14 protein-coding genes and 1 pseudogene are annotated in these 26,601 nt (G+C 72.4%); 9 read left to right on the top strand and 6 right to left on the bottom strand.

Annotated elements, in window-relative coordinates; genetic code table 11:
• Positions 1-8: 8 nt before the first annotated feature.
• From ACIBVL_RS33425 to ACIBVL_RS33435, 3 genes are all read left to right on the top strand, one after another.
• The gene (locus tag ACIBVL_RS33425; protein WP_399103135.1) at positions 9-1,376 is read left to right on the top strand and encodes a sensor histidine kinase; all 1,368 of its coding nucleotides are present in this window, start codon (positions 9-11) and stop codon (positions 1,374-1,376) included.
• Complete coding sequence (locus ACIBVL_RS33430; protein WP_356762974.1) at positions 1,373-2,044, top strand: response regulator transcription factor; 672 nt, start codon at positions 1,373-1,375, stop codon at positions 2,042-2,044. Before ACIBVL_RS33425 ends, ACIBVL_RS33430 begins: the two co-directional genes overlap by 4 nt.
• 206 nt (positions 2,045-2,250) lie before the next feature.
• Positions 2,251-2,754 (top strand): hypothetical protein, encoded by a 504-nt coding sequence (locus ACIBVL_RS33435; RefSeq protein WP_399103340.1) that lies wholly within the window; start codon positions 2,251-2,253, stop codon positions 2,752-2,754.
• Here the strand turns inward: ACIBVL_RS33435 and ACIBVL_RS33440 are convergent.
• Positions 2,693-3,166, bottom strand: a complete 474-nt coding sequence (locus ACIBVL_RS33440; RefSeq protein WP_399103138.1) for a transposase — start codon at positions 3,164-3,166, stop codon at positions 2,693-2,695. The two genes, ACIBVL_RS33435 and ACIBVL_RS33440, sit on opposite strands and share 62 nt — an antisense overlap.
• Entirely contained in the window at positions 3,051-3,452 is a 402-nt protein-coding gene (locus tag ACIBVL_RS33445) for a transposase (RefSeq protein ID WP_399103141.1), read from the bottom strand. Before ACIBVL_RS33445 ends, ACIBVL_RS33440 begins: the two co-directional genes overlap by 116 nt.
• Before the next feature lie 745 nt (positions 3,453-4,197).
• Between ACIBVL_RS33445 and ACIBVL_RS33450 the strand changes: the two are divergent.
• A pseudogene (locus tag ACIBVL_RS33450) lies at positions 4,198-5,585 on the top strand (NF041680 family putative transposase).
• Positions 5,586-6,071: 486 nt separating this feature from the next.
• Positions 6,072-7,754, top strand: coding sequence for an IPT/TIG domain-containing protein (locus ACIBVL_RS33455; RefSeq protein WP_399103143.1), 1,683 nt, complete (start codon positions 6,072-6,074; stop codon positions 7,752-7,754).
• A gap of 324 nt (positions 7,755-8,078) precedes the next feature.
• On the opposite strand, the gene ACIBVL_RS33460 is transcribed toward ACIBVL_RS33455, so the two are convergent.
• Genes ACIBVL_RS33460 through ACIBVL_RS33475 form a run of 4 tightly spaced genes read right to left on the bottom strand, consistent with a single transcriptional unit; the run spans position 8,079 to position 13,417 of the window.
• Complete coding sequence (locus ACIBVL_RS33460; protein ID WP_399103145.1) at positions 8,079-8,324, bottom strand: acyl carrier protein; 246 nt, start codon at positions 8,322-8,324, stop codon at positions 8,079-8,081.
• Between the two features lie 27 nt (positions 8,325-8,351).
• Positions 8,352-9,698, bottom strand: a complete 1,347-nt coding sequence (locus ACIBVL_RS33465; protein ID WP_399103148.1) for a condensation domain-containing protein — start codon at positions 9,696-9,698, stop codon at positions 8,352-8,354.
• 36 nt (positions 9,699-9,734) lie between these two features.
• Positions 9,735-11,534, bottom strand: coding sequence for an ABC transporter ATP-binding protein (locus ACIBVL_RS33470; RefSeq protein ID WP_399103151.1), 1,800 nt, complete (start codon positions 11,532-11,534; stop codon positions 9,735-9,737).
• Entirely contained in the window at positions 11,531-13,417 is a 1,887-nt protein-coding gene (locus tag ACIBVL_RS33475; protein WP_399103153.1) for an ABC transporter ATP-binding protein, read from the bottom strand. Before ACIBVL_RS33475 ends, ACIBVL_RS33470 begins: the two co-directional genes overlap by 4 nt.
• Positions 13,418-13,677: 260 nt before the next feature.
• On the opposite strand from ACIBVL_RS33475, the gene ACIBVL_RS33480 reads away from it, so the two are divergent.
• From ACIBVL_RS33480 to ACIBVL_RS33495, 4 genes are all read left to right on the top strand, one after another.
• Positions 13,678-14,826: an aminoglycoside phosphotransferase gene (locus ACIBVL_RS33480; protein ID WP_399103156.1), complete on the top strand. Its 1,149-nt coding sequence runs from the start codon at positions 13,678-13,680 to the stop codon at positions 14,824-14,826.
• Positions 14,827-14,971: 145 nt separating this feature from the next.
• Positions 14,972-20,296 (top strand): amino acid adenylation domain-containing protein, encoded by a 5,325-nt coding sequence (locus ACIBVL_RS33485; RefSeq protein WP_399103159.1) that lies wholly within the window; start codon positions 14,972-14,974, stop codon positions 20,294-20,296.
• Entirely contained in the window at positions 20,293-24,825 is a 4,533-nt protein-coding gene (locus ACIBVL_RS33490) for an SDR family NAD(P)-dependent oxidoreductase (RefSeq protein WP_399103161.1), read from the top strand. The genes ACIBVL_RS33485 and ACIBVL_RS33490 overlap by 4 nt, the downstream gene beginning before the upstream one ends.
• Positions 24,822-26,591 (top strand): 1-deoxy-D-xylulose-5-phosphate synthase, encoded by a 1,770-nt coding sequence (locus ACIBVL_RS33495; RefSeq protein WP_399103163.1) that lies wholly within the window; start codon positions 24,822-24,824, stop codon positions 26,589-26,591. Before ACIBVL_RS33490 ends, ACIBVL_RS33495 begins: the two co-directional genes overlap by 4 nt.
• Positions 26,592-26,601: the final 10 nt, after the last annotated feature.

Below are 26,601 nucleotides of genomic sequence, written 5' to 3' on the forward strand. Positions count from 1 at the left end.
ATGGAGCCGTGGAAGAACGGGGAACGACCACAGGGGTACGCGACCGGTCGGCGGCGGAGACGACGGCTGGTGGCGGCGGGCGGTCCCGTCGCGTCGAGCACATCATGTCCGCCATCAACCGCGAACCGCTGACCGCACCGCACCGCACCCGCAACGACGCGGTCCTCGCGCTGGGCGTCGCCGTGCTCGCCGTAGCCATCGCCCTGATGGGCGGCGAAGGGATCCCGCCCGACCATCTCGGCTGGACGCTGCTGCTCGCCGGGCATGTGCCCCTCGTATGGCGGCGCCGCCGTCCGGTGGTGGCCCTGCTCGGGGTGGTGGCCTGCGTGGCTCCGTACTACGCCCTCGACTACAACCCCGCCCTGCCCATCCCCGCGACCATCCTGGCGCTCTACACCGTCGCGGCGACCGGCACCGTACGCCGCACGCTGATCACCGGTGTCGCCGTCCTCGGCCCGACAGTGATCAGCGACGGCCTCACCAACCCGAAGGGGGCGCCGGAGTCCTTGGAGATCTCCGGCTGGATCATCGCGGTCCTGTTCATCGGTATCGACGTCCGCTACTACCGCTGGTACGTCGCCTCCATCGTCGAGCGGGCCGAACGGGCCGAACGCACCCGGGAGGAGGAGGCCAGGCGCCGCGTCGCCGAGGAACGGCTGCGGATCGCCCGTGACCTGCACGACCTGCTCGCCCACAGCATCACGCTCATCGGCGTGCAGACGTCCGTGGCGGCCCACGTCCTCACCGCCGACCCCGATCGCCTCGACCGCAAGGCCGTCGCCCAGGCACTGGACGACATCGCGGGGACCTGCCGGACCGCCCGGGGGGAACTGCGTACGACGCTGGAGGTGCTGCGGGCGCATGACACGGTCGGGGGAGTGGGCGCGGATCTGGGAGCGGGGGCCGGTTCCGTGTCCGGTTCTGTTTCCGGGGCCGAGGACATGCGGGGGCCGCTGCCGGGGATCGACGGACTGGCCGGTCTCGCGGAGACCGGCCGGGTGGCCGGAGCCAAGGTCGAACTGTCCGTTCGCGCGGACGGCATCCCGCCCTCCGCAGGCGCCGCCGCGTACCGGATCGTGCAGGAGGCGCTCACCAACGCCGTACGTCACGGTGGCCGCGAGGGCCTCACCGTGCGGGTGGATCTGTGGACCGCGGACGGCGCACTGCGGGTGAGTGTCAGGGACGACGGGACGGGCGGGAACGCCGGCTCGGGCGGCGGGGTGGGCCCGTCCGACGGCAGGCCGGGGTTCGGGCTCGTCGGAATGCGGGAGCGGGCCCGTAGCGTGGGCGGGACACTGGACGCCGGTCCGGGGCCCGCTGGGGGCTTCGAGGTGACCGCCACACTGCCGCTGTCCCGGGAGGACGAGGTTCGATGACCATCCGCGTACTGCTGGCCGACGACCAGAACCTCGTACGGGCCTCCTTCGCGATGCTCGTTTCGTCGGCCGGGGACATGGAGGTCGTCGCCGAGGCGGGCACCGGGCGGGAGGCCGTGGCGCTGGCCCGGTCGGCGCGGGCCGATCTCATCGTGATGGACATCCGCATGCCCGACCTCGACGGGATCGAGGCGACCCGGCTCATCGCCGCCGACGAGGATCTCGCGGGGGTGAAGGTGCTCGTCCTGACGACGTACGAGACCGACGAGCACATCGTCGAGGCACTGCGGGCCGGGGCGTCCGGCTTCCTCGTGAAGGACATCAGGCCGGCCGAACTCCTCGACGCCATCCGGACGGTGGCCGCGGGGGAGTCCCTCCTCTCGCCCGGTCCCACCTCGCGGCTGATCGCTCGCTTTCTGCGCGCGCCGAACACCGCGACGACATCCGCAGTGGGCGGGCCGAGCGGGCTGTCCGAACGGGAACGGCAGGTGCTCGCGCTGGTCGCGCGCGGTCTCAACAACTCCGAGATCGCCGACGCGTTGGGACTCAGCCCGCTGACCGCCAAGACCCATGTCAGCCGGATCATGGGCAAGTTGGGGGCGCGGGACCGGGCACAGCTGGTGATCGTGGCGTACGAGTCGGGGCTTGTGATACCCGGGACTGCCTGAGTTCGGGCCGACTCCGGGTCGGGTTCGGGTTGCGTTCCGGGGGTCTGTTGTGCGGTCCTTTGGGCCGGCCGCCCCGGGTGCCTTAGCGGTCGGTCTCTTTCCGAACCTCACGTGCGGTTTCCGTTGGTCAGGCGTGAGATGGCGGCTGGCACGGAAGTCTCGGTCCGTTGCTGACCGAGATGTCGTGGGGGTGGCGGATGCCGTCGATGCGGGCGGTGTTGGAAGCGCGGCAGAAGGCCGCGGCGGTGCGGGTGGAGGAACTCGAAGCCGAGCTGGAGCGGGTGCGGGCGGCCCTGACGGAGGCGGAAGAGGTGCTCAGGCGCCGGGTGCTCGGCCTGGAGCAGTATTTGGAGGCGCTGGCCGAGGCGGATGCGCCCGCCGTGGCCGTCGTGTCGCAGAGGAAGCCAGTGGGTCCGCGCCGGGCGGTGCCCCACCGCCAGGACGCGGCCGGGACCGAGGTGTTGTCGGTGGACTACCAGGCGTTGATGGCCGCTGCTGCGGAGGCGGGATCCGATGGGCTCGGTGCCCGGCGGGCAGCGGTGGTGCTGGGCTGGGACAGCGCCTCCGACTCCCGTGTCGAGGGAGCGCGGGCCCGGCTGAAACGGCTGGTGGAACGCGGCTGGCTGGTCGAGGAGAAGCCGGGCAAGTTCACGCTGCCCGCGCCGGAGCAGGACGCCGCTGGAGCCGGGCGGCCAGGCGGCGGCTCATGAGCATGGTCATCGACCACAGGATGACGCTCTCGCTGGTGTCCGTACGTCGCTCGTAATCACGGACCAGGCGCCGGCTGCGCAGGAGCCAGGCGAAGGACCTTTCGACGACCCATCGGCGGGGCAGGACCTGAAAACCTTGGACGTCGTCGCTGCGGCGGACGATGTCGAGGACCAGTCCGAGGTGCTGGAGGGTCCAGTCGGTGAGGTGGCCGGTGTATCCGCCGTCGGCCCAGACCCGCACCAGCCGCCGGAAATGCTTCTTTGCTGCAGGCAGCAGGATCCGGGCGGCGTCCCGGTCAGTCGTGGAAGCCGGCGTGACCAGCACGGCCAGAAGGAGTCCGAGGGTGTCGGTGAGCAGGTGGCGCTTGCGCCCGTTGATCTTCCTGTCGGCATGAGTCCACGACTGCCGCACTCGGCTCCTCCTCACGGCCGTCCGAGCGGCGGACGGCCTCGCGCAGCCGGTCGTGCAGCTCGGCCACCAGGCCAAGGTCCCGCCAGCGGACGAAGAAGGCATACACCCGCGGCCAGGGCGGGAAGTCGGACGGCATTGCCCGCCACTTGATGCCGTTGTCGACGAGATAGCGCACCGCGTCGATCATCTGCCGGTGACAGCAGCCCTCCGGCCTGCCGCCCCGGCCCGCCATCCACGACGGCTCCGGCAGCAGATCCCGCACCAGTGCCCACTCAGCATCGCTCATGTCCGAGCCATACCGGGGCCGGCGCTCCGGCCGGTCGGCCGCATTCCCGAACCTGTGGGCGAGACAGTCACACCCAGGAGTGGACGGACTGGACCCGGCAACCGCCACCACGCGACACTTCGGCAACAGGGCCTCTTGCTCCTCGCTGGACTCGACAACCGCGAGCTACCAAGAGGCCCTTCTGTCACGCCTCCGTACCGGCCAACTCACCCGATCCAGCACCCCGTTCGAATCGGGCCGACCATGCGAACGGATAGAGAACAGCCAGTTAGCTTGATCTTTAACTACCGTCGGTAGCTGCTTCGACTAGCTTCACGAGGGGCGCCAGGATCTGTGGCAGTTCGTTCTCGGAGGTGAGCACCGGTTGGTCCTGCCAGGTGTGCTCGGTTCCGGAGTCGATGAAGAGCAGTGAAGTGGCACCCGTTTCCCAGAGGGACACCATCCCCGTGCGCTCGTCTGATTCCAGTGTGAGGCTCACTGCCGTGGCCTTCGGCCGCCCTCGGGATGGGGTTCCTGGGACGGGCCGCTTCACCGCAGAGCTGATCCCACGAGAGCGAAGCTCGTGTTCATGTGCGGCATGCCAGTCCTTGAGCCACTGAGCGATCTCTGACATTGCGCCCCCTTGTGGGCCTCGAACGGCCGTCGAACTTGATCGTAAGCCCGACAACCACCGGCCGCAGGAACGGCCTTCGTCTGATCATGTGCTCCGACCAAGGTGCACGTGACCAAGACGAAGGCCGTGAGGGTGAGTCTGCTGCCTGATGCTGTCCGGAGGGAAGCGTTCGCGCAAGCGTCAGCCTTCCGAGGTGAGTTCTATGAGTGTCTGACCGCACGGCGCGACGAGTTGTTCGAGCTGGTGGACGCGGTGCTGTGTGCGGACGGTGCGGTGAAGTCCCCGGTCGACCTGACGCTGCTGCCCGAACATCGACGTGGGCACGGAGCGATGTACGGCGGCCTGAACCACGGACGGCGGGCGACTGGTCCTCGCGGTAGATGTGTCGCCGTGGCTTCGCTCGGACGCGCCGTGCTCAGCGGACCGGCTGTTCTGCCACGTCTACGGCCGGGCGAAGACGGCATCGCAGTTCATCCCGGGCTGGCCGTACTCCTTTGTCGCCGTGCTGGAGCCGGGTGCCACCTCCTGGACCGCGATCCTGGACGCGGTCCGGCTGGGACCTGCAGACGACGCGACCGCAGTCACCGCCGCCCAGCTCCGAGGAGTCGTTGAACGGCTCGTCGCGGCCGGCCAGTGGCAGAGCGGGGACCCACATATCGTGATCGTCAGCGACGCCGGCTATGACGTCACCCGCCTGGCCTGGGTCCTGCGCGACCTGCCCGTCGAGCTGGTTGGCCGCGTCCGCTCCGACCGGGTCATGCGCCTGCCCAAGCCGCCTCGCGTCCACGACCCGAAGGGCGGACGGCCGCCCAAGCACGGCCCGGAATTCCGCTTCGCCAAGCCGGAGACCTGGCCCGCGCCCGCGATCACCACGGTCACCGCAAACACCAACTACGGCGAGGCCGAGACTCAGGCATGGGACCGGGTCCACCCAAGGCTCACCCACCGCTCCTCATGGCTCGACCACGACGGTGAACTTCCCCTGGTCGAGGGCACGTTGATCCGGTTGAAGGTCGAGCATCTGTCGAAGGACCGTGATGCCCCGCCGGTGTGGTTGTGGTCCTCCAAGACCGGCGCCACTCCGGACGACGTGGACCGATTCTGGCAGGCATTTCTCCGCCGCTTCGACCTGGAGCACACCTTCCGCTTCGCGAAGCAGACCCTGGGCTGGACCACTCCGAAGCTCCGTACTCCCCAGGCGGCGGACCGCTGGACCTGGATCCTGATCGTCGCTCACACCCAGCTCCGGCTCGCCCGGCCTCTCGCCGAGGACCTCCGCCGGCCCTGGGAGAAACCCACCGCCTCCGACCGGCTCACCCCGGCCCGGGTTCGCCGGGGGGTCAGGAACATCCGCGCTCACCTCGCCTGCCCGACCCGTGTTCCCGAACCCAGAGGCACCGGCCCCGGACGGCCACCCGGCGCCAAGAACAAACACCGGGCACCCCGCTACGACGTCGGGCAAAACCGGCAAACGCCCCGAGACTCTCAAGGCCATCGGCAAGCCTGGCAGGTCCTGGTAGATAAAGAACAAGCTCAGAAGCTGTGTCAGAACCGGTGACCAGTGACGCTCTGTGACGGGTGGGAGGCGCGACCACCTCTTTCGACCTGCCGGACCACCCCGACGTCCAATCTCGGGGTAAGTAGGTACTTGTTCCTGATCCGGATATGCCATGGCGCTCGTGATACGGCAGATCGGGCAGCCTGAAGCATCACGACTGGGCCGTTTGGGTGATATTGCATAGCTGACCCTTGTCACCCGTTTGACATTGTGGGTCACTTTGAGTAATGGAACCGGTGGGCCGCCCATCCCTTTGCCGGGGAACGTGCTGTAGGTGGTCGCCACGGTTCTCTCGCGTGGCCGTTCGGCCATGAGGACCATCGGCCGCCTGGAGCGCGGGCCGCGCTGCCGCAGGCGGAACCTCGCAGCGGCATCAACCGACGTCCCTGCCCCGGGGCTGCGTCCTCCGCCCGGGCAGTGGCTGATACGTGCTCAGAAAGGCTGCGCCATGACCGCCTTGACCCGACCTGATCCGCTGCTGGCCGCCGTCGCGCTGCCACGGCAACGCTCCACGGTGCTGCCACCGGCTGACGCCACCATCCCCGTCGGCAGCTCGCCACTAGGGGTGACACTGACCCCGGACGGGGGACGCGGCTACGTCGCCAACCGGGCATCGAACACCATCAGCGTCATCGACACCGCCACCAACACCGTCACCGCGACCATCGCGGCCGCCGGCGGTCCGACCCTCCTGGCGGTCTCGCCGGACGGCACCCGCGCCTACGTGACCCTGTTCGACGACGGTGCCCTCGGCGTAATCGCCACCGCCACCAACACCCTCACGTCCACCATTGCGGTCGGCGCCGGAGCCCTCGGGGTGGCGGTATCGCCGGACGGCACCCGCGCCTATGTGACCAGTCAGAACGCCAACAACCTCAGCGTGATCGACACTGCCGCCGGCACTGTCATCGCCACGGTGAACACGGGCCCCGTCCCGATCGGCGTCGCAGTCTCCCCCGACGGCGCCCGCGCCTACGTCGGCAACGTCGGCGACAGCTCCGTCAGCGTGATCGACACCGCGACCAACACCGTCACCGGCAGCTTCACCGCCGGCGACGTGCCGGTGATCATCGCCTTCAGCCCGGACGGTGCCCGTGCCTACGTCTGCAATGCGGGCGGAGACAGCGTCAGCGTGATCGACACCGCCACCACGACCGTCATCGCCACCATCGGGGTGGGCACCATGCCTCGCTTCGTGGCCGTGAGCCCGGACGGGACCGCCGCCTACACGGCCGACTACGTCGATAACAGCGTCAGCGTGATCGACACCGCCACCAACACCGTCACCGGCACGATTGCCGTCGGCAATGGCCCGGTCTGCATCGCGGTCACCCCCGAGGGGACCCGGCTGTACGTGACGGACAACGCCGACAACGCCGTCAGCGTGATCGCCCTGACGCTCGTGCCCGGCCAGGGCCTCACCGGCGGAGGCCAGGTCGTGACCATCCGGGGTCACGACCTGGCCGGTGCAACCGCCGTGCGCTTCGGCGACAGACTCGCCACCATCCTGGCCAACACTGCGACCTCGGTCACCGTGCGCGCCCCAGCCGGACAGGGCGCGGTTCCCGTGACCGTCACCACCCCCGGCGGCACCGGCTCCTTCGGCACCTTCTACTACCGCCCCGCCCCGCTGCTGACCGGGATCACCACCGAGATGGGCCCCGTCACCGGCGGAGGCACCGCGGTCATCACCGGAGCCAACCTGGCCGGGACCACCTCGGTGCGCTTCGGCTCCAGAGTGGCCGCCATCCAGTCCGTCACCGACACCGCCGTCACCGTCGTCGTCCCCGGCGCTCCCTCCTCCGGCCCGGTGTCCGTCACCGTCATCACCCCCGTCGGCAACGCCAACGGCCTGATCTTCAGCTACCTCGACGCACCCTCCCTGACTGCCGTCAGCCCCAACACCGGACCAACCAGCGGCGGCACCGAGGTCACCATCACCGGCGCCAACCTCGCCACGACCCAGGAAGTCATCTTCGGCAACACCTCCGCGGCCTATGTCGTCATCTCAGACCAGAGGATCAGCGCAGCCGCCCCGCCCCACCCCGCCGGAGGAATCACCATCACCGTCAGCACCCCCGGCGGCAGCTCGCAGAGCACTTACACCTACCTCGACGAACCCGCCATCTGACCCCGCCGCCGGCCCGACCACGGCCGCCTTCCGTCAAGGAGCGGACAGCGGTCCTCTCCAGGAAGCCGCCACACGCTGGCCCTTCCTGGAGAGTGATCGTCTTCTCACCCTGCACCCGCCGGTCCCGTTGTTCCCTCTATGGACTCCGGACTACCGCGCACCCGCCATCACACAGGGCTTCACTGTCGGCGCAGCAACCAGGGTTCAAAAGCCGAGGCCGTCCGCAGGCATCTCGGGGGAACCTCAGTACGCCGGAGACGTCGATCCCACCACCTCCGCGCCGACGAAGCGGCGTCACCGACCGGAGTATGGAGGGGCCGGGGGTCACGGGGCCTGCACCAGGAGGGAATGAACTTTCCGGGAGAGCTCCTCGAGGCCTTCGGTCCCGAACACCTCGAGCACATCCAGGGACACGCCGTGCCGCTCCTCCACCATCGACACGATCTGAATCGCGGCGAGCGACGAGCCGCCCAAATCGAAGAAACTCACATCGGTGGGAATCGTCGGCTGCTGCAGAACCCTGCCGAATATCTCCGACAGTCCATTCCTGATGTCCTCGATTTCGTGCACGGGTGTCTCCTTCACGACTCGTGGCGTTCAGTAGGTGATGTCTCCCGCGCTGCCGTTCTGCAGCAACCGGTTCGTCTCGGCCAGGATGCCTCTGACGGCCTCGCCGCTCAGATGGCGTCGATCGGCGAAGACCTTCACATAGGCGTCCTCGCCGTCCGTCCCGAGCCGCATGCCGAAGGTGAGCGGTGTGCTGACGACTGGCATGCCCTCCTTGTACAGGACCTCGCCCTCCGGGAGCTCCGAGAAGCCAGCAGGCGCGCGGATCGGCGACGTCTCCTCGCTGAAATTGACGTAGTGCCGGTCCTGTTCGAAGGCGAAGCCCCTGCGCTCGGTGAGGTCGGCGGCCAGCAGATCCAGGGACCGCTGGTCGTACCTGCTGTAGTCGTGGGCGTGCAGCAGGCCGGGCCACGTCCGGCGAACCGTGTCGTGGAACGACGACCCCACCGAGTCGATCACCAGCAGGCCCTGCTGAGCGATGGTTCCGACATAGTCGAGCGTGCGCGCGGTCGTGCGATTGGCGCAGGTGATCGTGAGTGCGCAGGAGTCGACGTCGGCCTGCCGGGTGAGCGCGGCGGCTGCGGCGGCCAGGAAGAACGCCGAGCTCCTGACCCTGAGCCGGTCCGCGGCCTGCCGGACTCGTCGCCCGAGTCCCTTGGCGTACAGGGTGGTTGAGGGGTAGCGCGCCCCGCTGTACGGGCGGGGTGCGGCGGGAAGGAGGGGCGGGGCGCTCTCGACTGCCGCTCTCCACAGCTCCAGGGTGCGGGCGAGCTCCTCGCGCCCCGTGGCGGACTGCTCGCGGGACGCCTGGTCCAGCGGCTGATGCGCCGGGCCGGTGCCGTCCGGGGCGTCGGCTGTCCCCCGCAGCAGGTCTTCGAGGTCCCATTTGACGAGGTCGCGGCCCATGAGGTCGGCCGCCATGTGGGATATGACGGCACCGATCCAGCGCGGTCGTCCGGCGGTCACGAGGACCACGAAGCGGATCGGCCACTCAGAGGCGACGTCGAAGTGATGGCACGCGGCCTCCTTCATGATCAGCGCCGCCGGGTCCGCGTCCGGCGAGGCGTCGTACGGCTCCACCGACACGGTCATACGGCCGTGCGCGGCCACCGTCTGCGTGGGCGGATAGCCGTGCTGCTCGTCGAAGGTCGTCCGCAGCGACTCGTGCCGTTCGACCAGACGCCGCACGGCACTCAGGACGTCGTCCAGGGACCGCCCCTCGGGGACGTCGGCCAGCAGCGGCAGGTTGAACCGCGTGTCGTGCGGCCGGGTGATCCGCAACGTCGACCAGATGTGGCGCTGGCCCCAGGTGGACGGGCCGCGCGCGCCGCGCTCTCCGCGGAACTCCAGCTCTCGTACTGCTCGGTGCGTGGTCACGTGTGCGGATCCCTCCCGAGACGGTGCGGCACGGCGTCAGTCACCGGACGCCGGTGGGGCGGAGCGGTAGGAGCCGGCCTGTGCCGAGTACAGGCGGGCGTAGTGGCCGTCCAGGGTCATCAGCGTGGCGTGGTCGCCCTGTTCGGCGATCCGCCCGTCGGCGAGGACGACGATGTGGTCGGCCAGCCGCACGGTGGAGAAGCGGTGCGTGACAAGCAGCGTGATGCCCTCCGGCCGGGCCCGGCCGGAGCGGGTGTACCTCTGGTAGAGGTCGTGCTCGGCTGCCGGATCGAGGGCCGCGGTCGGCTCGTCGAGGACGAGGAGGTCCGGCGCGGTGCGCATCAGGGCACGGGCCAGCGCCAGCCGCTGCCACTGCCCCTGCGACAGGTCGACACCGTCGTACAGCGGTCCCAGCTGGGTGTGGAGGCCCTGCGGGAGCCGTGCGACGAAGTTGTCTGCCCCGGCAGCCGTCATGGCGGCGCGCACCGCGTCCGTTCGCTCCATGCGGTCGAGATCGCCGATCCCGACGGCATGGCGGACCGGGAGCTGGAACTTGACGAAGTCCTGGAAGGCCGCCGAGACATGCCGTCGCCATGCGGCCGTGTCGAGCGTGGCCAGGTCCTCGCCGTTCACCGTGATGGTGCCGGAGGTCGGCCGGTGCATTCCGGCGAGCAGTTTGACAAGTGTGGTCTTGCCCGCCCCGTTCACCCCGACCAGGGCCACGACGCTGCCCGGTGTGAGGCACAGATCGATGTTGCGCAGCGTAGGACGCTCCGCCCCTGGATAGCGGAAGCTGACGTCGTGCAGCCGCACCGGGCCACCCCGCGGCGGGGTGCCGGACCCCTCGCGCCCGTGCTCGCACGCGTAGTCCCGAAGCCACAGATAATGCTCGGTGGCCTGCCCGGTCTGGATGACCTTGCCGAGCTGTTCGACGGTCTGCTGGACCTGCCCGCGCAGCCGGGTCCCGATGACCAGGACGAGGACGACGTCGCCGAGGCCGACGCGGCCCCGCGCGGCCAGCTGCGCGGTGACGGCGAGTGCCGCGAGGTAGCCGGCGCCGAAGCAGCACCAACCGAGCAGGTTCCAGCAACTCCCCGCGACCCGGGCCCGGGTGACGAGCGACGTACAGCGGTTCCACGCGGCCACGGCTTCTGAGTCGAGGACGTCCTGGGCCCCGCTGATGTGCAGTTCCTTCGCCGACGCCGCGTCGACGCACAGGTTGTGCAGAGCCTCTTCCTGACGGCGGTGCCGGGCGGCGGCCGCCTCGGCGAGGCGCAGCCGGCCGTGCGCGCGGCTGTTGATCCACAGCGGGAGCAGCGCCAGGGGAGCGAGCAGCCCGAGACCCGGATGGACGTCGACGAGCAGCCACAGGGACAGGGCCACGCCGATGGTGCCCGCCGCGCTCACGGCGAGACTCCACACCGCCGTCGCGAGGGTCCTGCTGCCCTGGCGCAGCAGGAACAGCCGGTCCAGGTAGTGGGGTTGTTCGACGTGCGCGATGCCGGACAGCCCGGCGACCGTGTCCAGGATCTCCTCGTTGACCAGCACGTCGACCCGGTTGACGAGTTCCAGGGAGAGGCTGTCCTGGACGCGCTGGCCCGTGGTGGACACGGTGTGAGCGAGCGCCACGAGGGCCGTCGCGGACAGCAGCCCGGCCAGGCTGCCGAGCCCGGCCGAGTCCACCAGCCAACGGGAGCCGACCGCGGTCACGGCGACGGCCCCCGACTGCAGGGCCACCAGCAGGACGACCAGGACCGTCATCCGCGGACTCGCCCGCCAGGTGAGCCGGACGGAATGCCGCAGCACGGCGAGGCGCCCGGGCACGGCGGCCCTCATGACAGCGCCGTCGGGGCGTCGGCCGCGTCCCGCGGCGTCCCTCCGGGCTCGGCGAAGTGGGACGCCTGGAGCCGGAACAGCCGCGCGTACTCGCCGTCGGCCGCCATGAGGGAGTCATGGTCGCCCGCTTCGGTGATCCGCCCGTCGCGCAGGACGGCGATCCGGTCGGCGGGGCGCACCGTGGACAGCCGGTGGGAGATCAGCACGACCGTGGCGCCGGCCACCGACGCCACCACGTCGCGGTAGAACGCCGTCTCGGCGTGCACGTCCAAGTGCGCCGTGGGCTCGTCCATGACGATCAGGTCCCGCCCGTGGGCCGCCGCGAACAGCACTCGGGCCAGGGCGACGCGCTGCCACTGCCCGCCCGACAGGTCGACCCCTCCGTGCACATCACGGCTGACCACCGTGTCGACACCCTGCGGGAGCCGCTCGACGGTGGCGGCAAGACCGGCCCGCTCCACCGCCGCCAGGATGCCCACGCGGTCCGTACGGTGCTCGGGGGCGCCCAGCGCCACATTGTCGGCGACGCTGAGCGGATACCGGTTGAAGTCCTGGAACATCACGGTCATCCGGCGCCGCCAGGCGCGGACGTCCAGGTCGGCCAGATCGGTGCCGGCGACCACCACCCGGCCGTCGGCCGGCTCGTACAGCCCGGCCATCAGCTTGATGAAGGTGGTCTTGCCGGCTCCGTTCGCGCCCACCAGGGCCAGCACCCGGCCGGCTTCGACCCGCAGGTTCAACCGGTGCAGTACATGCCGTCCGGCGTGCGGATAGCCGAACGTGACGTCCTCGAAGCGGACTTCCGGCGGCCGGCCGGGAGGTTCCGGCGCTGTCTCGGGGTGGCCGTCGACGGCCTGGGGGATCCGGGTGGAGAGGCGGCGCATGGCACGCAGCGCGCCCAGTCCGACCTCGATCTCGAAGGCCTCCATGCCCAGGGCGGTGATGCCCAGCACACCCCACGCGGCGACCAGACAGGTGACCAGCTCCCCCTGCGTCAGCTGCCCTTGGCGGACCGCGAGACCGGGCAGCAGGAAGGCCGGCGTGACCGCGACCAGGGACAGGACGACGGCCGCCCGCTGATGGACCAGGATGTCGCGGCGCGTCCGCCAGATCACCCCCGCCCACCCCCAGGCCTCCTGGGTGCGCCGGGCCACCACCCAGCGGGCCAGGCCGAACACCCGGATCTCCTTGGCGGCGCCTGCCCCTGCCGCCACGTCCGACCAGTAGTCGACCCGCCGCAGCGGACGCGCACGCGAGTCCACCACCTGATGCAGCCGCATCCACTGGCGCTGCACGAGCGACCGGATGACAAGCGACGACACGAGCAGCGCCGCCGCGGCGACGAGGGAGTGGCGGGCGATCACGGCGGTGGCCAGCACCGCGTTCAGCAGTCGGCCCAGCAGGACGACCTGTCCCGCAGCCCCCGCTCCGGGCGACAGCACATGCCGTCCGCCCAGATCCGACGCGCGTGCGGCGTCGTCCGCGTACTGCGCCTCCTCGAGGTGGCCGATGCCCCGGGGGGCCGCGGCCAGGGCACGCAGGCGCCGGCGCAGGCGTCCGTCGACGTGGGCGGCCACGACGTATCGGCTGCTCTCCTGGCCCGCGACCGCCAAGGCCTCCAGGAGCAGGAGCCCCCCGAGGGCGGTGAGCGGCGCGACGACCTTCGCGGCCGGGGCGTCGTCCCTGATCACCGCCGTCATCCGCTCGATCAGCCACCCGCTGACCACCGCCGTCGCGGTCGGCAGCACGGCCAGGCATATCCCGAATGTCGCAAGGACGCCCACCTGCCCGGGACTGCCCTTCAGCAGCCGCAGCAGCCCGAGCCGCTCCCGGGCCAGGCGCACCGCACGGGCCCAGGCGTTCGTCGCAGAGGGTGCTGGCATTGCCTCATCTCTTCGTTAGGGAAGGCAGGCGTGACGGCCGGCAGCCGAAGGGCGCCCAGAATTCGAGCAGGGTGGCTCAGGGGGTGTGGGCATGGTTTGTGATCTGTCACGACTCTGTCAATAACGTTTCAAGAAAGCGCTTGCCGCAAGCGGTGCTAATGCGCCACCCAGCCCCTGACGCGCCTTCTTGCGGCGCTGAGAGACCTGTGATCAGAATGTTGCGGCCGATGCCGGCCACCGACCTGGGAGGGCAATGCGCCGTGCGGGATTTCGCTCCGGAGGACAAGGACATCGCGGCCGAGGCCGAGGAGATTCTGGGCGTCGGTGAGGTCGAGATCACGGAGTTCGCGCATGGCCAGCGCATCGGCGTCACCGCCGGAGTGGCCAGGATCTCGGGCGGCGGCCGCTCCGCCGTGGTCAAGGTCATCTCGCCCGGGCGTGCCGGGAACACCTGGCGCGGTTCCCACGACCCCGCGAGCTACCGCTACTGGCGGCGCGAGGCCGACGTGTACCTGGCCGGGCTGCCGGCGGCGTACACGGAGGCGGACGTCGTGCAGCCGAGCCTGCTGCGCCTCTTCGAGCGGGCCGACGGCCGGCTGAGCCTCTGGCTGCGGGACGTGCCCGGCGCCTCGGGTGAGGCCTGGAGCGTCGAACGCACCGGGCGGCACGCCCGCCGACTCGGCCGGGCCCAGGGGCGCTGCGCCGTCGACGACAGCTGGGTGGCAGGCGAAGTCCCCTGGAGCAGCGGGATGTTGCGCGAATACCTCGACACCCCCGACGCGACCTCGGCGGACATCGAGTGGCACCTGCTGGACGACCGCGATTTGTGGGACACCCCGCTGATGAAGCGTCACTTCGCCGGCGCCCTGCGCGACGACGTCCTCCGGCTCTGCCACGAGCGGTACGACCTGGTGGAACTGGGCGAGCGCCTGCCGCAGACCCTGTGCCACCACGACGCCTGGCCCAAGAACTTCCTGGAGGAGGCGGACCGCACGGTCGGCATCGACTGGGCCTTCACCGGCTCCGGCTGGATCGGCGCGGACATCGGCAACTACGTCTCCGACACGGCCCTGGACCTGCTGCGCCCCGCCGAGGAACTCCCCGCCCTGGACCGCACCGTGTACGAGAGCTACTGCGCGGGCCTGGGGGAGGGCGGCTGGGACGGCGAGCCGGAGGCGGTGCGCCTCGGTATGTGCGTCATGGCCGCCAAGTGGACCTGGCTCGTGCCCGTCATGCTCAAGCGCGCCGCACAGGACTTCGACCACACCGTCTACGGCAGCCAGAGCGTGGACGCGGACCGGCTCTACGGGGAGCGGGCCGAGGTCTTCCGCCTGCTCGCCTCCTGGGCCCGGGAGGCACGGGAACTGGCGCCCAAGGTGTTCGGCCGCCGAAGCGCCGTGTCCGGCTAGTGGCGCACGCCCGGGATCCGGGCCCGGGCCACGCCCTTGACACGTGCTGAGCCGGGCCAGGAGGATCTCCGGCCAGTTGCATGGGTCATGTACTTCGCGAACCGGTTGTCGGGAAACACCCTTCCATGACCAAGGGGGATCGCAGGTGCGTCCTTGGCACGTCGTCCATCCTCGTCCACTCGTCACCACCGAAGCCGGCGCGCAGGACCGCACCTTCCTCGACAGCGTCCGTCGCGCGGCCGCCGCCACGCCCGCCAAGGTCGCCTTACGGTTCCTCGCCGACGGCGAACAGGAGACCGACCACCTCGACTACGCCGCACTCGACCGGCGCGCGCGAGCCGCCGCGGTGTCCCTCGCCGCCCGCTGCGCCCCCGGCGACCGGGTACTGCTGCTGTGCCGGCCGGGCCTGGAGTTCGCCGTCGCCTTCCTCGCCACCCTGTACGCGGGCTGCACGGCCGTACCGGTGGCACCGCCCGGCCTCACTCTCGCCACCGTGGCCTCCCTGACCGCGATCGCCGACGACGCCGATCCCGCTCTGATCGTCCGTCATGAAGTAGAAACGCAGGAAGTGTTGACGGATTCCGTGCCCGTCGTGGAGTACGGGGACCTGCTGCACGCCGACCCGGAGGCCTGGACGGCGCCCGACCTTCGGCCGGACGGCCTCGCGTTCCTGCAGTACACCTCCGGCTCGACCGGCACGCCCAGAGGCGTCATGGTCAGCCACGCCAACCTGCTCGCCAACCAGGCGCAGATAGGCCGCGTCTTCGGCGGCGGCGCGGACGACGTCATTGTCTCCTGGCTCCCGGTCCACCACGACATGGGACTGGTCGGCGGCCTGCTGCACGCCCTGTACCTCGGGGCGAGTGCCGTCCTGATGCCTCCCACCGCGTTCCTGCGACGCCCGCTGCGCTGGCTGCGGGCGATCAGCGCCCACCGCGGCACGATCTCCCCGGCTCCCGACTTCGCGTACGCCCTGTGCGCCGACGCCGCCGCGGACGAGGCCGCGTCAGGAGATCTCGACCTGAGCTCCTGGCGGATCGCCTGCAACGGCAGCGAGCCGGTCCGCGCCGACACACTGCGCCACTTCACCGCGGCCTTCGCGCCGAGCGGCTTCAGCGCCGGTGCCTTCTGCCCCAGTTACGGCATGGCCGAGGCCACCCTTCTGATCAGCGGCGACGGCCGGGACACCGCGCCGCGCACGGTGGTGTTCGGCCCCGGCCACGAGGTGGTCTCCTGCGGTCCCTGGCAGACCGACAGCCTCCTCGTGATCGACGGCGACACTCCCGTCCCCGACGGAGAAGAAGGCGAGATCTGCGTCGCGGGAGACAACGTCGCCGCCGGTTACTGGCGTGCCCCCCGGGCCACCGAGGACCACTTCGGGCTGTGCGTCGACGGACGGCGGTACCTGCGCACCGGCGACCTGGGGCGGATCCGGGACGGGCAGCTCTACGTCACCGGACGCGCCAAGGACCTCCTGGTGGTGCGCGGCCTCAACCATCACCCCGCCGACATCGAGACGACCATCCAGGCAGTCGATCCCAGGCTCGTCCGCGCGGCGGGCGCCGTGTTCGACACCCCGCGGGGGCCCGTCGCCGTCCAGGCCGTGCGCCGGGCCGGCGAGGAACTGGCCGACCTGGAACGGTCCGTGCGCGCCGCGGTCGCCGCCGTGCACGGTCTCGTCCTCGCGGACTGCGTCTTCGTCCGCGCCTCCGCCGTGCCCCGCACCACCAGCGGCAAGGTCCGCCGCGGCGCCTGCCGCGCCGCCTACCTCGACGGAACCCTGCCCCGGCTCGCCGCCGCACCCGCACCCCGTGCCACCGCGCCCCGGCCGCCCCACGCCCACGCTCTCGCCCGGGCCGTGGCCGACGTCCTGGCCGTGCCGGAGGGCGCCCTGCCGGGCGACGAGACCCTCACCGCGCTCGGCCTGGACTCACTGCGGGCCATCCGGCTGCAGCAGCGGCTGTACGACGAGTTCGCACTCGACGTGCCGCTGGCGCGGATGCTGGCCGGCACCACCGTGGACGACTTGGTGACCGCCCTCGGGGAGGCGGACGGGGCAAGGAACACGGAGCCGCAGGCCGCGGCAGACTCCGGCGCACGCGTCGTAGGACCGACAGGGTCGGCCGATGCCGGAGCCGCGTCCGTGGTCCCCACGGCCCCGCCGGATCCCGGCGCGCGAAGCCCCCTGCCACCCGGTGGCATGACCCAGGGTCAGCAGGCGCTGGCCTTCCTCACCGCCGCCTCCGCCGACGGGCCCCGGGACTACACCATCGCCCGGACCTTCACCCTCCCCGCGGACGCCGACAGCGAAGCCGTCGCCGCCGCCCTGCGGATCTGTGTCACCCGGCACGAGCAGCTGCGCAGCCGCTTCCCCCGGGACGGCGAGGGTTTCCGGCACGAGGTGCTGCCCTCCGACGCCCATCCGTGGTGCGCCTTACGGACCCTGCCGGACCCCGAGACCCTGCGGGCGCACGCCGCCGAACTGCTCGACGCGCCCCTGGATCCGGCGACCGGGCCCCTGTTCGACGCCGTCGTCCTGAAGTGTGCCGGGGAGCCCGCCGTCCTCGTCCTGCGCGTGTCGCACCTCGTGGCCGACCTGCACTCCCTCGCCGTCCTGGCCCGCGAATGGGCGGTCGCGCACGACGCCGTACGCCGGGGCGAGCGGCCCGACCTGCCGGCGCCGACACCGTGGGAACCCGTGGTGCGGCGGGAGGCCGCCCTGCTCGCCGACCCGCAGGTGCACGACGGCGCGCGGGCCTGGGCCGGACGGCTCGCCGCCGTGGAACCGCCGGAGTGGCCCGTAGTCCCCGGCGACACCGCCGCCCGCAGCGGCGGCGAGGCGGTGTCGCTGCACCTCGACGACCGCACGACCGCACGCGTCGTCTCCCTCGCCGCCCGCCACACCACCACCCCCTTCGCGGTGCTGCTCGGCTGCCTCGGACTCTTCGTGGCCGAACTGACCGGCTGGCGCGACCTGGCGATCGGCGTTCCGCTGGCCGTCCGCGACGGCGCCGAGACCCACGACGCCGTCGGCTACCTCGTCAACACCCTGCCCCTGCCGCTGACGCTGCCCCGGACCACGACCCCGGGGGAGGCGATATCCGTCGCCGCGCGCGCCCTCCTCGACGGCATGGACCACGCCCGCATCCCGCTCTCCCTGATCACCCGCTATCTCCAGCGCCCCCGCGGCACGTCCGGGCCGCCCTTCTCCGTCATGTGCGACTGGGTGGGCGACCCCGGCCCCGGCACCCACGGGTTCGGCAGCGCCGCCCTGGACCTGCCCCATGACGGCGTCACCGTCGGCGGGCTGCGGCTCGGCCCCCGGCCGCCCGGCCGGCCCCGCCCGCACGCCGATCTCGACGTGGCCTTCACCTGGCAGGGGCGCCGCCTGATCGGACGGTTCGCCTTCGATCCGGCGGCCATCGACCCCGGCACCGGTCGGACCCTGGCCCGCTGCTTCGCCGACTTCGTCCGCCGGGCCGTGACCGAGCCCGCCGCACCCGCCGGCCTGACCGGTCCCGCGACACCCGCCGCCGTCCTGCTGCCCACGACCCCGCCCGTTCCGCCGGTCACCCTGGGCGCGCTCTTCCGCGAACAGGCGGCGCTGCGCCCGGACGCCCCCGCCCTCGTCGCCCCGGACCGCCGCTGGAGCTACGCCGACCTCGCGGCGCGCGTGAGCGAGACGGCGGCCGCGCTTCCCGACCTGCCGGAAGCGAAGAACCTCGGCACCCCGCTCGTCGGCCTGCACCTGGACGACACCGTCGAGTTCACCGTGGCCGCACTCGCCGCCCTGGTCCGCGGCTATGGCATCGTGCCGCTGCCGACGGACCTCCCCGCGCCCCGGCTGGCCTTCATGGCCGGCGACTGCGGCGTGGCCGCGGTCGTCCACCCGCCGCCCCGCGCGACCGCCGTCGCCGAGTGGGCCGGCGACGCGGTCGCGGTGGCCCTGCCACCGCTCGATCCGGACCGTTCCCCAGACCGCCCCGCGCCGCCGCTGTCGGTCGGGCGGGACACCCCGGACGGCATCGCCTACGTCGTCTACACCTCCGGCACCACCGGACGCCCGAAGGGTGTACCCGTACGCCACCGGGAGGTCCACCCGCTGCTCGCCTGGCAGGTCGGCGGACTCGGCGCGGGCCCGGGCATGCGGCTGGCCCAGACCCTGGCCCTCACCTTCGACTTCGGCCTGCAGGAGCTGTTCACCACCCTCCTGTGGGGCGGGACCCTCTGCGTGCCCGCCCCCGCCGAACGCCACTCCGCCGCCGGCTACGGCGAGTTCCTGCGCCGCGACGACGTCAACACCCTGTTCGCCACCCCCACGTTCCTGCGCGAACTCGTCGCCGAGCACACCGGTCTGAAGGGCATCCGGCTGCTCGTGCTCGGCGGCGAGACCCTCTCGCCCGCGGCTGTCTCCGCCGCCCTGCCGCTGCTCGCCCCGGACTGCCGGATCATCAACGGCTACGGACCCACCGAGGCGTCCATCAACTGCACCATGCACACGGTGGACACCGGGCGCCTCGCCACGGCCACCACCCTCCCCGTCGGCATGGCCACCGGCGCCAGCCGGGTGTACGTCATGGGACCGGGCGGCGCACCCCTGCCCGAGGGCGTCGTCGGTGAGGTGTGCATCGGCGGGCCCGGCGTGACCCGCGGTTACCTCAACCGGCCCGAGGAGACCGAGCGGGGATTCGTGCCCGACCAGGTCGTCGCCGACGGCACCGCCATGTACCGCACCGGCGACCTCGGACTGGTGCGCGCGGGGGAACTGCACCTCGTCGGGCGCCGGGACGCCCAGGTCAAGGTGCGCGGCTACCGCGTGGAGCCCGGCGAGGTGGAGGCCGCGCTGCGGGCCTTGCCCGACGTCGCCGACGCCGCCGTCGTGGTCGACCGGAGCGGGGCCGCGGCCCGGCTGATGGCGTTCGTCGTGGCGGACACCGCCGCGACCGAGGACACCCTGCGCCGAGAGCTGGCCGCGTTCCTGCCCGCCTTCCTGCTGCCCCAGCGGATCGTCCGCGTCGACGCCTTCCCGCTCACCCGGCACGGGAAGCTCGACGAGACCGCACTGCTGGCCCGCGTCCCGCGCCCGTCCCCGATCGCCGGCCGCCCGCTTGCCGGGGACCTGACCGCCGTGGTCGCCGACGTCTGGCGGGAGGTCCTCGGCCTCGACTCCCTCGACGTCGACACCAACTTCTTCGAGGCCGGAGGGTACTCACTCGCCGTCGGACCGGTGCTCGACCGGATCAGCCGCCGGCTCGGCACGGGTGAACTGCCCTTCCGGCTCCTGTTCGAACACCCCACCGTCCGGCTGCTGGCCCAGCACCTCCAGCGGCTGCTCGCCGAGACAGCGGCGGCAGGCCCGCCGACCGGCACCCCGCCGCCCGCCCGACCACTCGCGGTGGCACGCCGGGCACGCGGCCGTCAGCGCGCCCTGTCCCACAGAGAGCACCCCGACCCGAGGAGCACCCAGTGAGCGAACACATGGTGACCACTCCCGCCGACGTCGCCGTCATCGGGATGAGCTGTCGGCTGCCGGGTGCCTCGGACCCGGACGAGTTTTGGCGCAACCTGCGTGAGGGCATCGAGTCCATCCGCACTCACACGGTCGAGGAACTCAAGGAGCGGGGCGTCCCCCAGCACCTCCTCGACAACCCCCGCTACGTCCGCGCCTCGGCCCCCCTCGACGGCGCCGACACCTTCGACGCGGCGTTCTTCGGCTACAGCCCGCGCGAGGCCGAGGTGATGGACCCCCAGCACCGGCAGTTCCTCGAGTGCTCCTACCACGCCCTGGAGGAGGCCGGGTACGACCCGTCGCGCTACGACGGGCTGGTCGGCGTCTACGCGGGCTCGACCATGAACACCTATCTGCCGACCAACCTCATCGCCAACGGCGAGGTCGTCGACGTCGTCGGCGACCTCCAGATCATGATCGGAAACGACAAGGAGTACCTGGCCTCCCGCGTCTCCTACAAGCTCGACCTCCAGGGGCCCAGCACCGTGGTGCAGACGGCCTGTTCGACCTCGCTGGTCGCCATCCACGTCGCCGTCCAGGCCCTCCTGGCCGGCGAGTGCGACATGGCCCTCGCGGGCGGTTCGTCGGTGCGCATGCCGCTGGGCGGCGGCTATCTCCACCAGCCGGGCGGCACCTCCTCGCCGGACGGCCACTGCCGCGCCTTCGACGCCCGGGCGGGCGGCTCCGTCGTCGGTACCGGCGTCGGCGTCGTCGTCCTCAAACACCTCGACGACGCCCTCGCCGACGGCGACCACATCTACGCCGTGATCAAGGGCACCGCGATCAACAACGACGGCGCCGCCAAGGCGAGTTTCACCGCGCCCAGCGTGCTCGGCCAGGCCCGGGCCGCGGCCGCCGCACTGGAGGCGGCCCGCGTCGACGCCGCCGACATCGGATTCGTCGAGGCCCACGGGACCGGCACCCCGCTCGGCGACCCCATCGAGGTGGCCGCGCTGACGATGACCTTCCGCGAGTCGACCCAGGAACGGCAGTACTGCGCCCTCGGCTCCGCCAAGACGAACATCGGGCACCTCGACGCCGCCGCCGGCGTCGCCGGATTCATCAAGGCCGTCCAGACCGTACGGCACGGACTGATCCCGCCGACGCTGCATTTCACCACGCCCAACCCGCAACTGAAGCTGGAATCCAGTCCGTTCTACGTCAACAACGAACTGGAGGAGTGGGAGGGGCCCACCCCCCGCAGGGCGGCCGTCAACTCCATCGGCATGGGCGGCACCAACGCGCACGTCGTCCTTGAGGAACCCCCCGCGCCCCCGGTCTCCGAACCCGCCGAACGCCACCAGCTCCTCGTGCTGTCCGCCCGCACCCCCAGCGCGCTGGAGGCGTCGACCGCGCGCCTCGCCCGCTGGCTGCGCGAACACCCCGGCGCCAACCTGGCCGACGTCTCCCACACGCTCGGCCTCGGCCGCAAGGCGCTGCCGCACCGGCGCGCCGTCGTCGTCCGGGACGTCGAGGACGCCGGATACGCCCTGGAGGCGCCCGGCTCCGGCCGCGTCACCACCCGGCACGCCGAACCGCCCGCCACCTCGGTCGCCTTCCTCTTCCCCGGACAGGGCACCCAGTACTGCGGCATGGCCCGCCGCCGGTACGACGCCTCGCCCGCGTTCCGCGCTGCCGTGGACACGTGCCTGTCCCACCTCGACGACGGCCTCGCCGCCACGCTCAGGGAACTGCTGCTGGCCCGCCGCCCCACCGAGGAGGACGCCGAACGGCTGCGCGACACGGCGCTCGCCCAGCCCGCCCTGTTCGTCGTCGAGTACGCCTGCGCCCAGGAACTCATCCACCTCGGCGTGAAACCCGGTGCCCTGCTCGGCCACAGCGTCGGGGAGATCGTCGCCGCCACCGTGGCCGGCACGCTCCCGCTGCCCGACGCGCTGCGGCTGGTCGCCACCCGCGGCCGGCTCATGAGCGACCTCCCGCCCGGCGCGATGATCGGCGTGCCCCTGCCGGAGGACCGGGCGGCGGCCTACACCGGCGACGGAGTGGAGATCGCGGCCGTTAACGCCGCCGGGGCGACGACCCTGGCCGGGCCCGCCGAGGCCGTGGCGGAAGCGGCCCGCCGGCTCGAACGCGACGGCGTCCCGGTGCAGCGGCTGCACGTTTCGCACGCCTTCCACACCGCGATGATGGAGGACGCCCTCGACGGCCTCACCGCCGCGCTCGACGGGGTGCGCCTGAGCGCCCCGGCCATCCCGTGGATCTCCGGCGTCACCGGCGCCTGGATCGCCGAGGACGAGGCCACCGACCCCGGCTACTGGGCGCGCCAGGCCCGCTCGACCGTGCGGTTCGCCGACGGCTGCGCCACCCTCGCCGCCCAGCCGGGCACGGCCCTGGTGGAGGCCGGCCCGGGCGGGGTCCTTTCGGCCTTCGCCAGGACCGTCTCCGGCGACTGGCCCGCGATCGCCCAGACCATGGGCGGGCCCCGGGAGCGGCGCGACGACCGGGCCGTGCTCCTCGACGGCCTCGGTGTCCTGTGGAGCGGCGGCGTCGACCTCGACTGGCCCCGGCTGTGGGAGGGCACCCGGCGGCTGCGGCTGTCGCTGCCCACCTACCCGTTCGAGCCCCGGCGCTACTGGGTGACACCGGCCGAGGGCCCGCGGGCCACGGCGGCCGCCGCCGTCGCGGACGACGAGCGGCGCCCATCCCCGGCAGACTGGTGGCACCTGCCGGTGTGGGAGAGCCTGCCCCCGCTGCGCGCCCGGCGCGGCGGCGCCCCCGTCCTCGTGGTCTCCGACGGGCACGGCGCTCTCGCCGCCGAGCTCGCCCGCAACCTGACCGCCCGGGGACGGACCGCCACCGTCGTCGACGCCGGAACCGGTCCCGTCCCCGGCGGCGCGCTCACCGCGCCCGGCAAGGACGATGCCGCCTGGGACGCCGAGCTCGCCCCGCTGCGCCAGGCCGGCACCCTGCCGCCGAACGTCGTCCTCCTCACCGCGACGGGCGACGACCCGGCCGGACCACTGCGCTCCGCCGTGCCTCTGGTCCGGGCCCTGGAACGCCACGCGACGGGCCCCACCGAGCTGGTGGTCGTCACGCACGGCGCCTGTGACGTGCACGGCGACGAAGCGGCCGACCCCGCCCAGGCCGCCGCCCACGTCGTCACCCGGCTGCTCCACCAGGAGTCCGCGCTGCTGCGCGCCCGTGGGGTCGACCTCGCCGCCCCGCGGCCCGGCGACAAGGACCGGGAGACCGCACGCCTCGCCGCCGAACTGGACGCCGAGGACGCCCCCGCCGTGGTTGCCCTGCGCGGCGGCCGCCGGTGGACCCGCCGCTTCACCCCCGCACCCGCCCCGGCCGCAGAGTCGCCGGCCTGGCGGCAGGGCGGCGTCTACGTGATCATCGGCGGCCAGGGCTTCTTCGGCCGGGCGGCCGCCCGCCATCTGATGTCCCGGCTCGGCGCCCACGTCGTCCTCCTCGACGACCGGGTCGCCTCCGACGACCTCGGACTGCCGGACATCGGCGGCACCCACGAGACGATCACCTGCGACGCGGCCGACGAGAAGGCCCTGGGCAAGGCCCTGGCGGAGGTCCAGGAACGCCGGGGCCGCATCGACGCGGTGTTCTTCGCCGCCGGCCCGCCCGCCGCGGCCGGAGTCGGCGAACTGGGCGCCCTGTCCGACGGCGCCCTCGCCCCGCACGTCCACGCCCGCGTGGAGGGCCTCACGGCGCTCGACGCGGCCCTGGAGGGCCTCGACGTCGGCGCGTGCGTCGTCGTCTCCAGCCTCGCCACCGTCCTGGGCGGCGTCGCGAGCGCCGCCTACACCGCCACCACCCTGTGGGCCGAGGCCTACGCGGGCCGCGCCCGGCCGGACACGGCGACGCGCTGGAGCGTCGTCAACTGGGAGCACTGGCGCCGCCCCGGCGAGGTGTCCCTGGGCGCCGCCCGTGACCGCTACGCCCTCGACCCCGAGGAGCTCGCCGAGACCGTGGAGGCGGCCCTCCGCCACGACCTGCCGCACCTCGCCGTCTCCACCGCTCCGCTCGACGCGCGCGTCCAACGGGCCCGCACCGCCCGCGCCACGAGCCCCGCGGTCCCCGAGCCGGCCGATGCGGAGCCCGGCGCCGGCGACGACGGCGGGCTGCACCGGCGGCCGTCGATGACCACGCCGTTCGTGGCACCGCGCGACGAACGCGAGCAGTTCGTCGCAGACAACATGGCGCAGCTCCTCGGTATCGACCGGGTCGGCACCCAGGACAGCTTCTTCGACGAACTCGGCGGCGACTCGCTGATGGCGATGCAGCTCATCTCCCGGGTGCGCGACCACTACCGCATCGACCTGCCCATGTCCGACCTCTTCGAGGAGGCCACCGCCGCCGCGCTGGCCGCCAAGGTCGCCCACTACACCGACGGGACGACGACGGCCGAACCGGACCCCGGCAGTGACGGCGACGACGTCGACGCGCTCCTCGCCGAGGCGTCGCCCGAGGAACTCGCCCGCCTCCTCGCCGAGATGGAGGACGGAGCATGACCTCCGAGGCACAGGCCGACGTGGTACCCGAGGCCCTGCGCAGGCTCAGCCCGAAGGCGCTGCGCGAGGCCGGCACCGCGGAGCTCGACGCCCTCGCCGTCGCGGCCCGGCAGCTCGTCGTGGACAGCACGGCCCGCAACGGCGGCCATCTCGGCCCCAACCTCGGCGTCGTCGAACTCACCTTCGCGCTGCACCGGGTCTTCGACAGCCCGCACGACATCCTGCTGTGGGACACCGGGCACCAGTCGTACATCCACAAGATGGTCACCGGGCGGGCCGAGGGCTTCCCCGCCCTGCGCACCCGGGACGGACTCGCCGGCTACCCGTCACGGGCCGAGAGCGACCACGACTGGGTGGAGAACTCGCACGCCGGCACCTCGTTGTCGTACGCCGCCGGACTCGCCGCCGGCTTCGGCGCGGGCTCCGGGCGGCAGGTCGTGGCCGTCATCGGGGACGGCGCGCTGACCGCCGGCATGGCGATGGAGGCACTCAACGACATCGCAGAGCGCCAGCTCGACGTGGTCGTCGTCCTCAACGACAACGGGCGCAGCTACGCGCCGACGACCGGTGCCGTCGCGCTCGCCCTGGCCGAGCTGCGCGGCCGAGGGCGTACGTACGACGCCGACTGGCACGGACTGCGCTACGTCGGCCCCGTCGACGGCCACGACGTCCCGGCGCTGGAAGCGGCCCTGACCCGGGCCCGGGACCACCGCGGCCCGGTCGTCGTCCACGTGGTGACCCGCAAGGGACTGGGGTACCCGCCGGCGGAGAACGACCCCGTCGACCATCTGCACGGCGTCGCCCCCTTCGACCCGGCCACCGGCGCCCCGCCGCCGACCGCGGGCGACCGGGTCGCGGCCGGCGCGGTGCTCAGCGACACCCTGTGCCGGGCGGCGGCCGAGGACGAACGGATCGTGGTCGTCGCCGCGGCCATGACCAGTGCCAGCGGGCTCGACCCGTTCGCCCGCGCCTTCCCCGACCGGATCGTCGACGTCGGCATCGCCGAGCAGCACGCCGTCACCTACGCGGCCGGCCTCGCCATGACCGGCCGGCGTCCCGTCGTCGTCATCCACAGCACCTTCCTCGGCCGGGCCTTCGACCAGCTGATGTTCGACGTGGGCCTGCACCGGCTGCCGGTGGTCGTCGTCAGCGACCGGGCCGGGATCACCGGCGGGGACGGCCCCTCCCACCACGGCCTCCTCGACATCGCCCTGTTCCGGCACGTGCCGGGCGCTGTCATCGGCGAGCCCTCCGACACCGGGACGTTCACCGCGATGCTGCGCGAGGCGCTCGACGGGTCCGGCCCGGTCCTGCTGCGGCACAACCGGGCGCTGCCGAGAGCGGAGAGCGGGCCCCGTCCCGTGGGGCGGTGGAGCTGGGACGGCTCGGACGACGCCGACGTGCTGCTGATCACCGCCGGCCCCCTGGACGCGCTCGGGCCGGACGTCGGCCGGCGCCTGGCCGCCCACGGCCACCGCACGGGACGCGCCCGTGCCCACTGGATCCGGCCGGTCGACCCGGCGCTCGCCGAGCGGGCCGCCCGGCACCGGCTCGTGGTGACGCTGGAGGACCACTTCGCCGACGGCGGGCTGGGCAGCGAGGTACTGGAACACCTGTCGGCCGAGGGATGCCCGACTCCCGTCCTGCGGCTCGGCGTACCCCACGGCTATCTGACGCACGGTCAGGTGCCCGTGCTGCACAGGGAGACCGGCCTCGACGCCGAAGGGGTGACACACAGCGTCCTGGGCGCGCTGGAGCGGGGCTGAACGACCGCCG

It is taken from the genome of Streptomyces sp. NPDC049687 (assembly GCF_044465285.1).
In the GTDB taxonomy this organism is placed as follows: Bacteria; Actinomycetota; Actinomycetes; order Streptomycetales; family Streptomycetaceae; genus Streptomyces.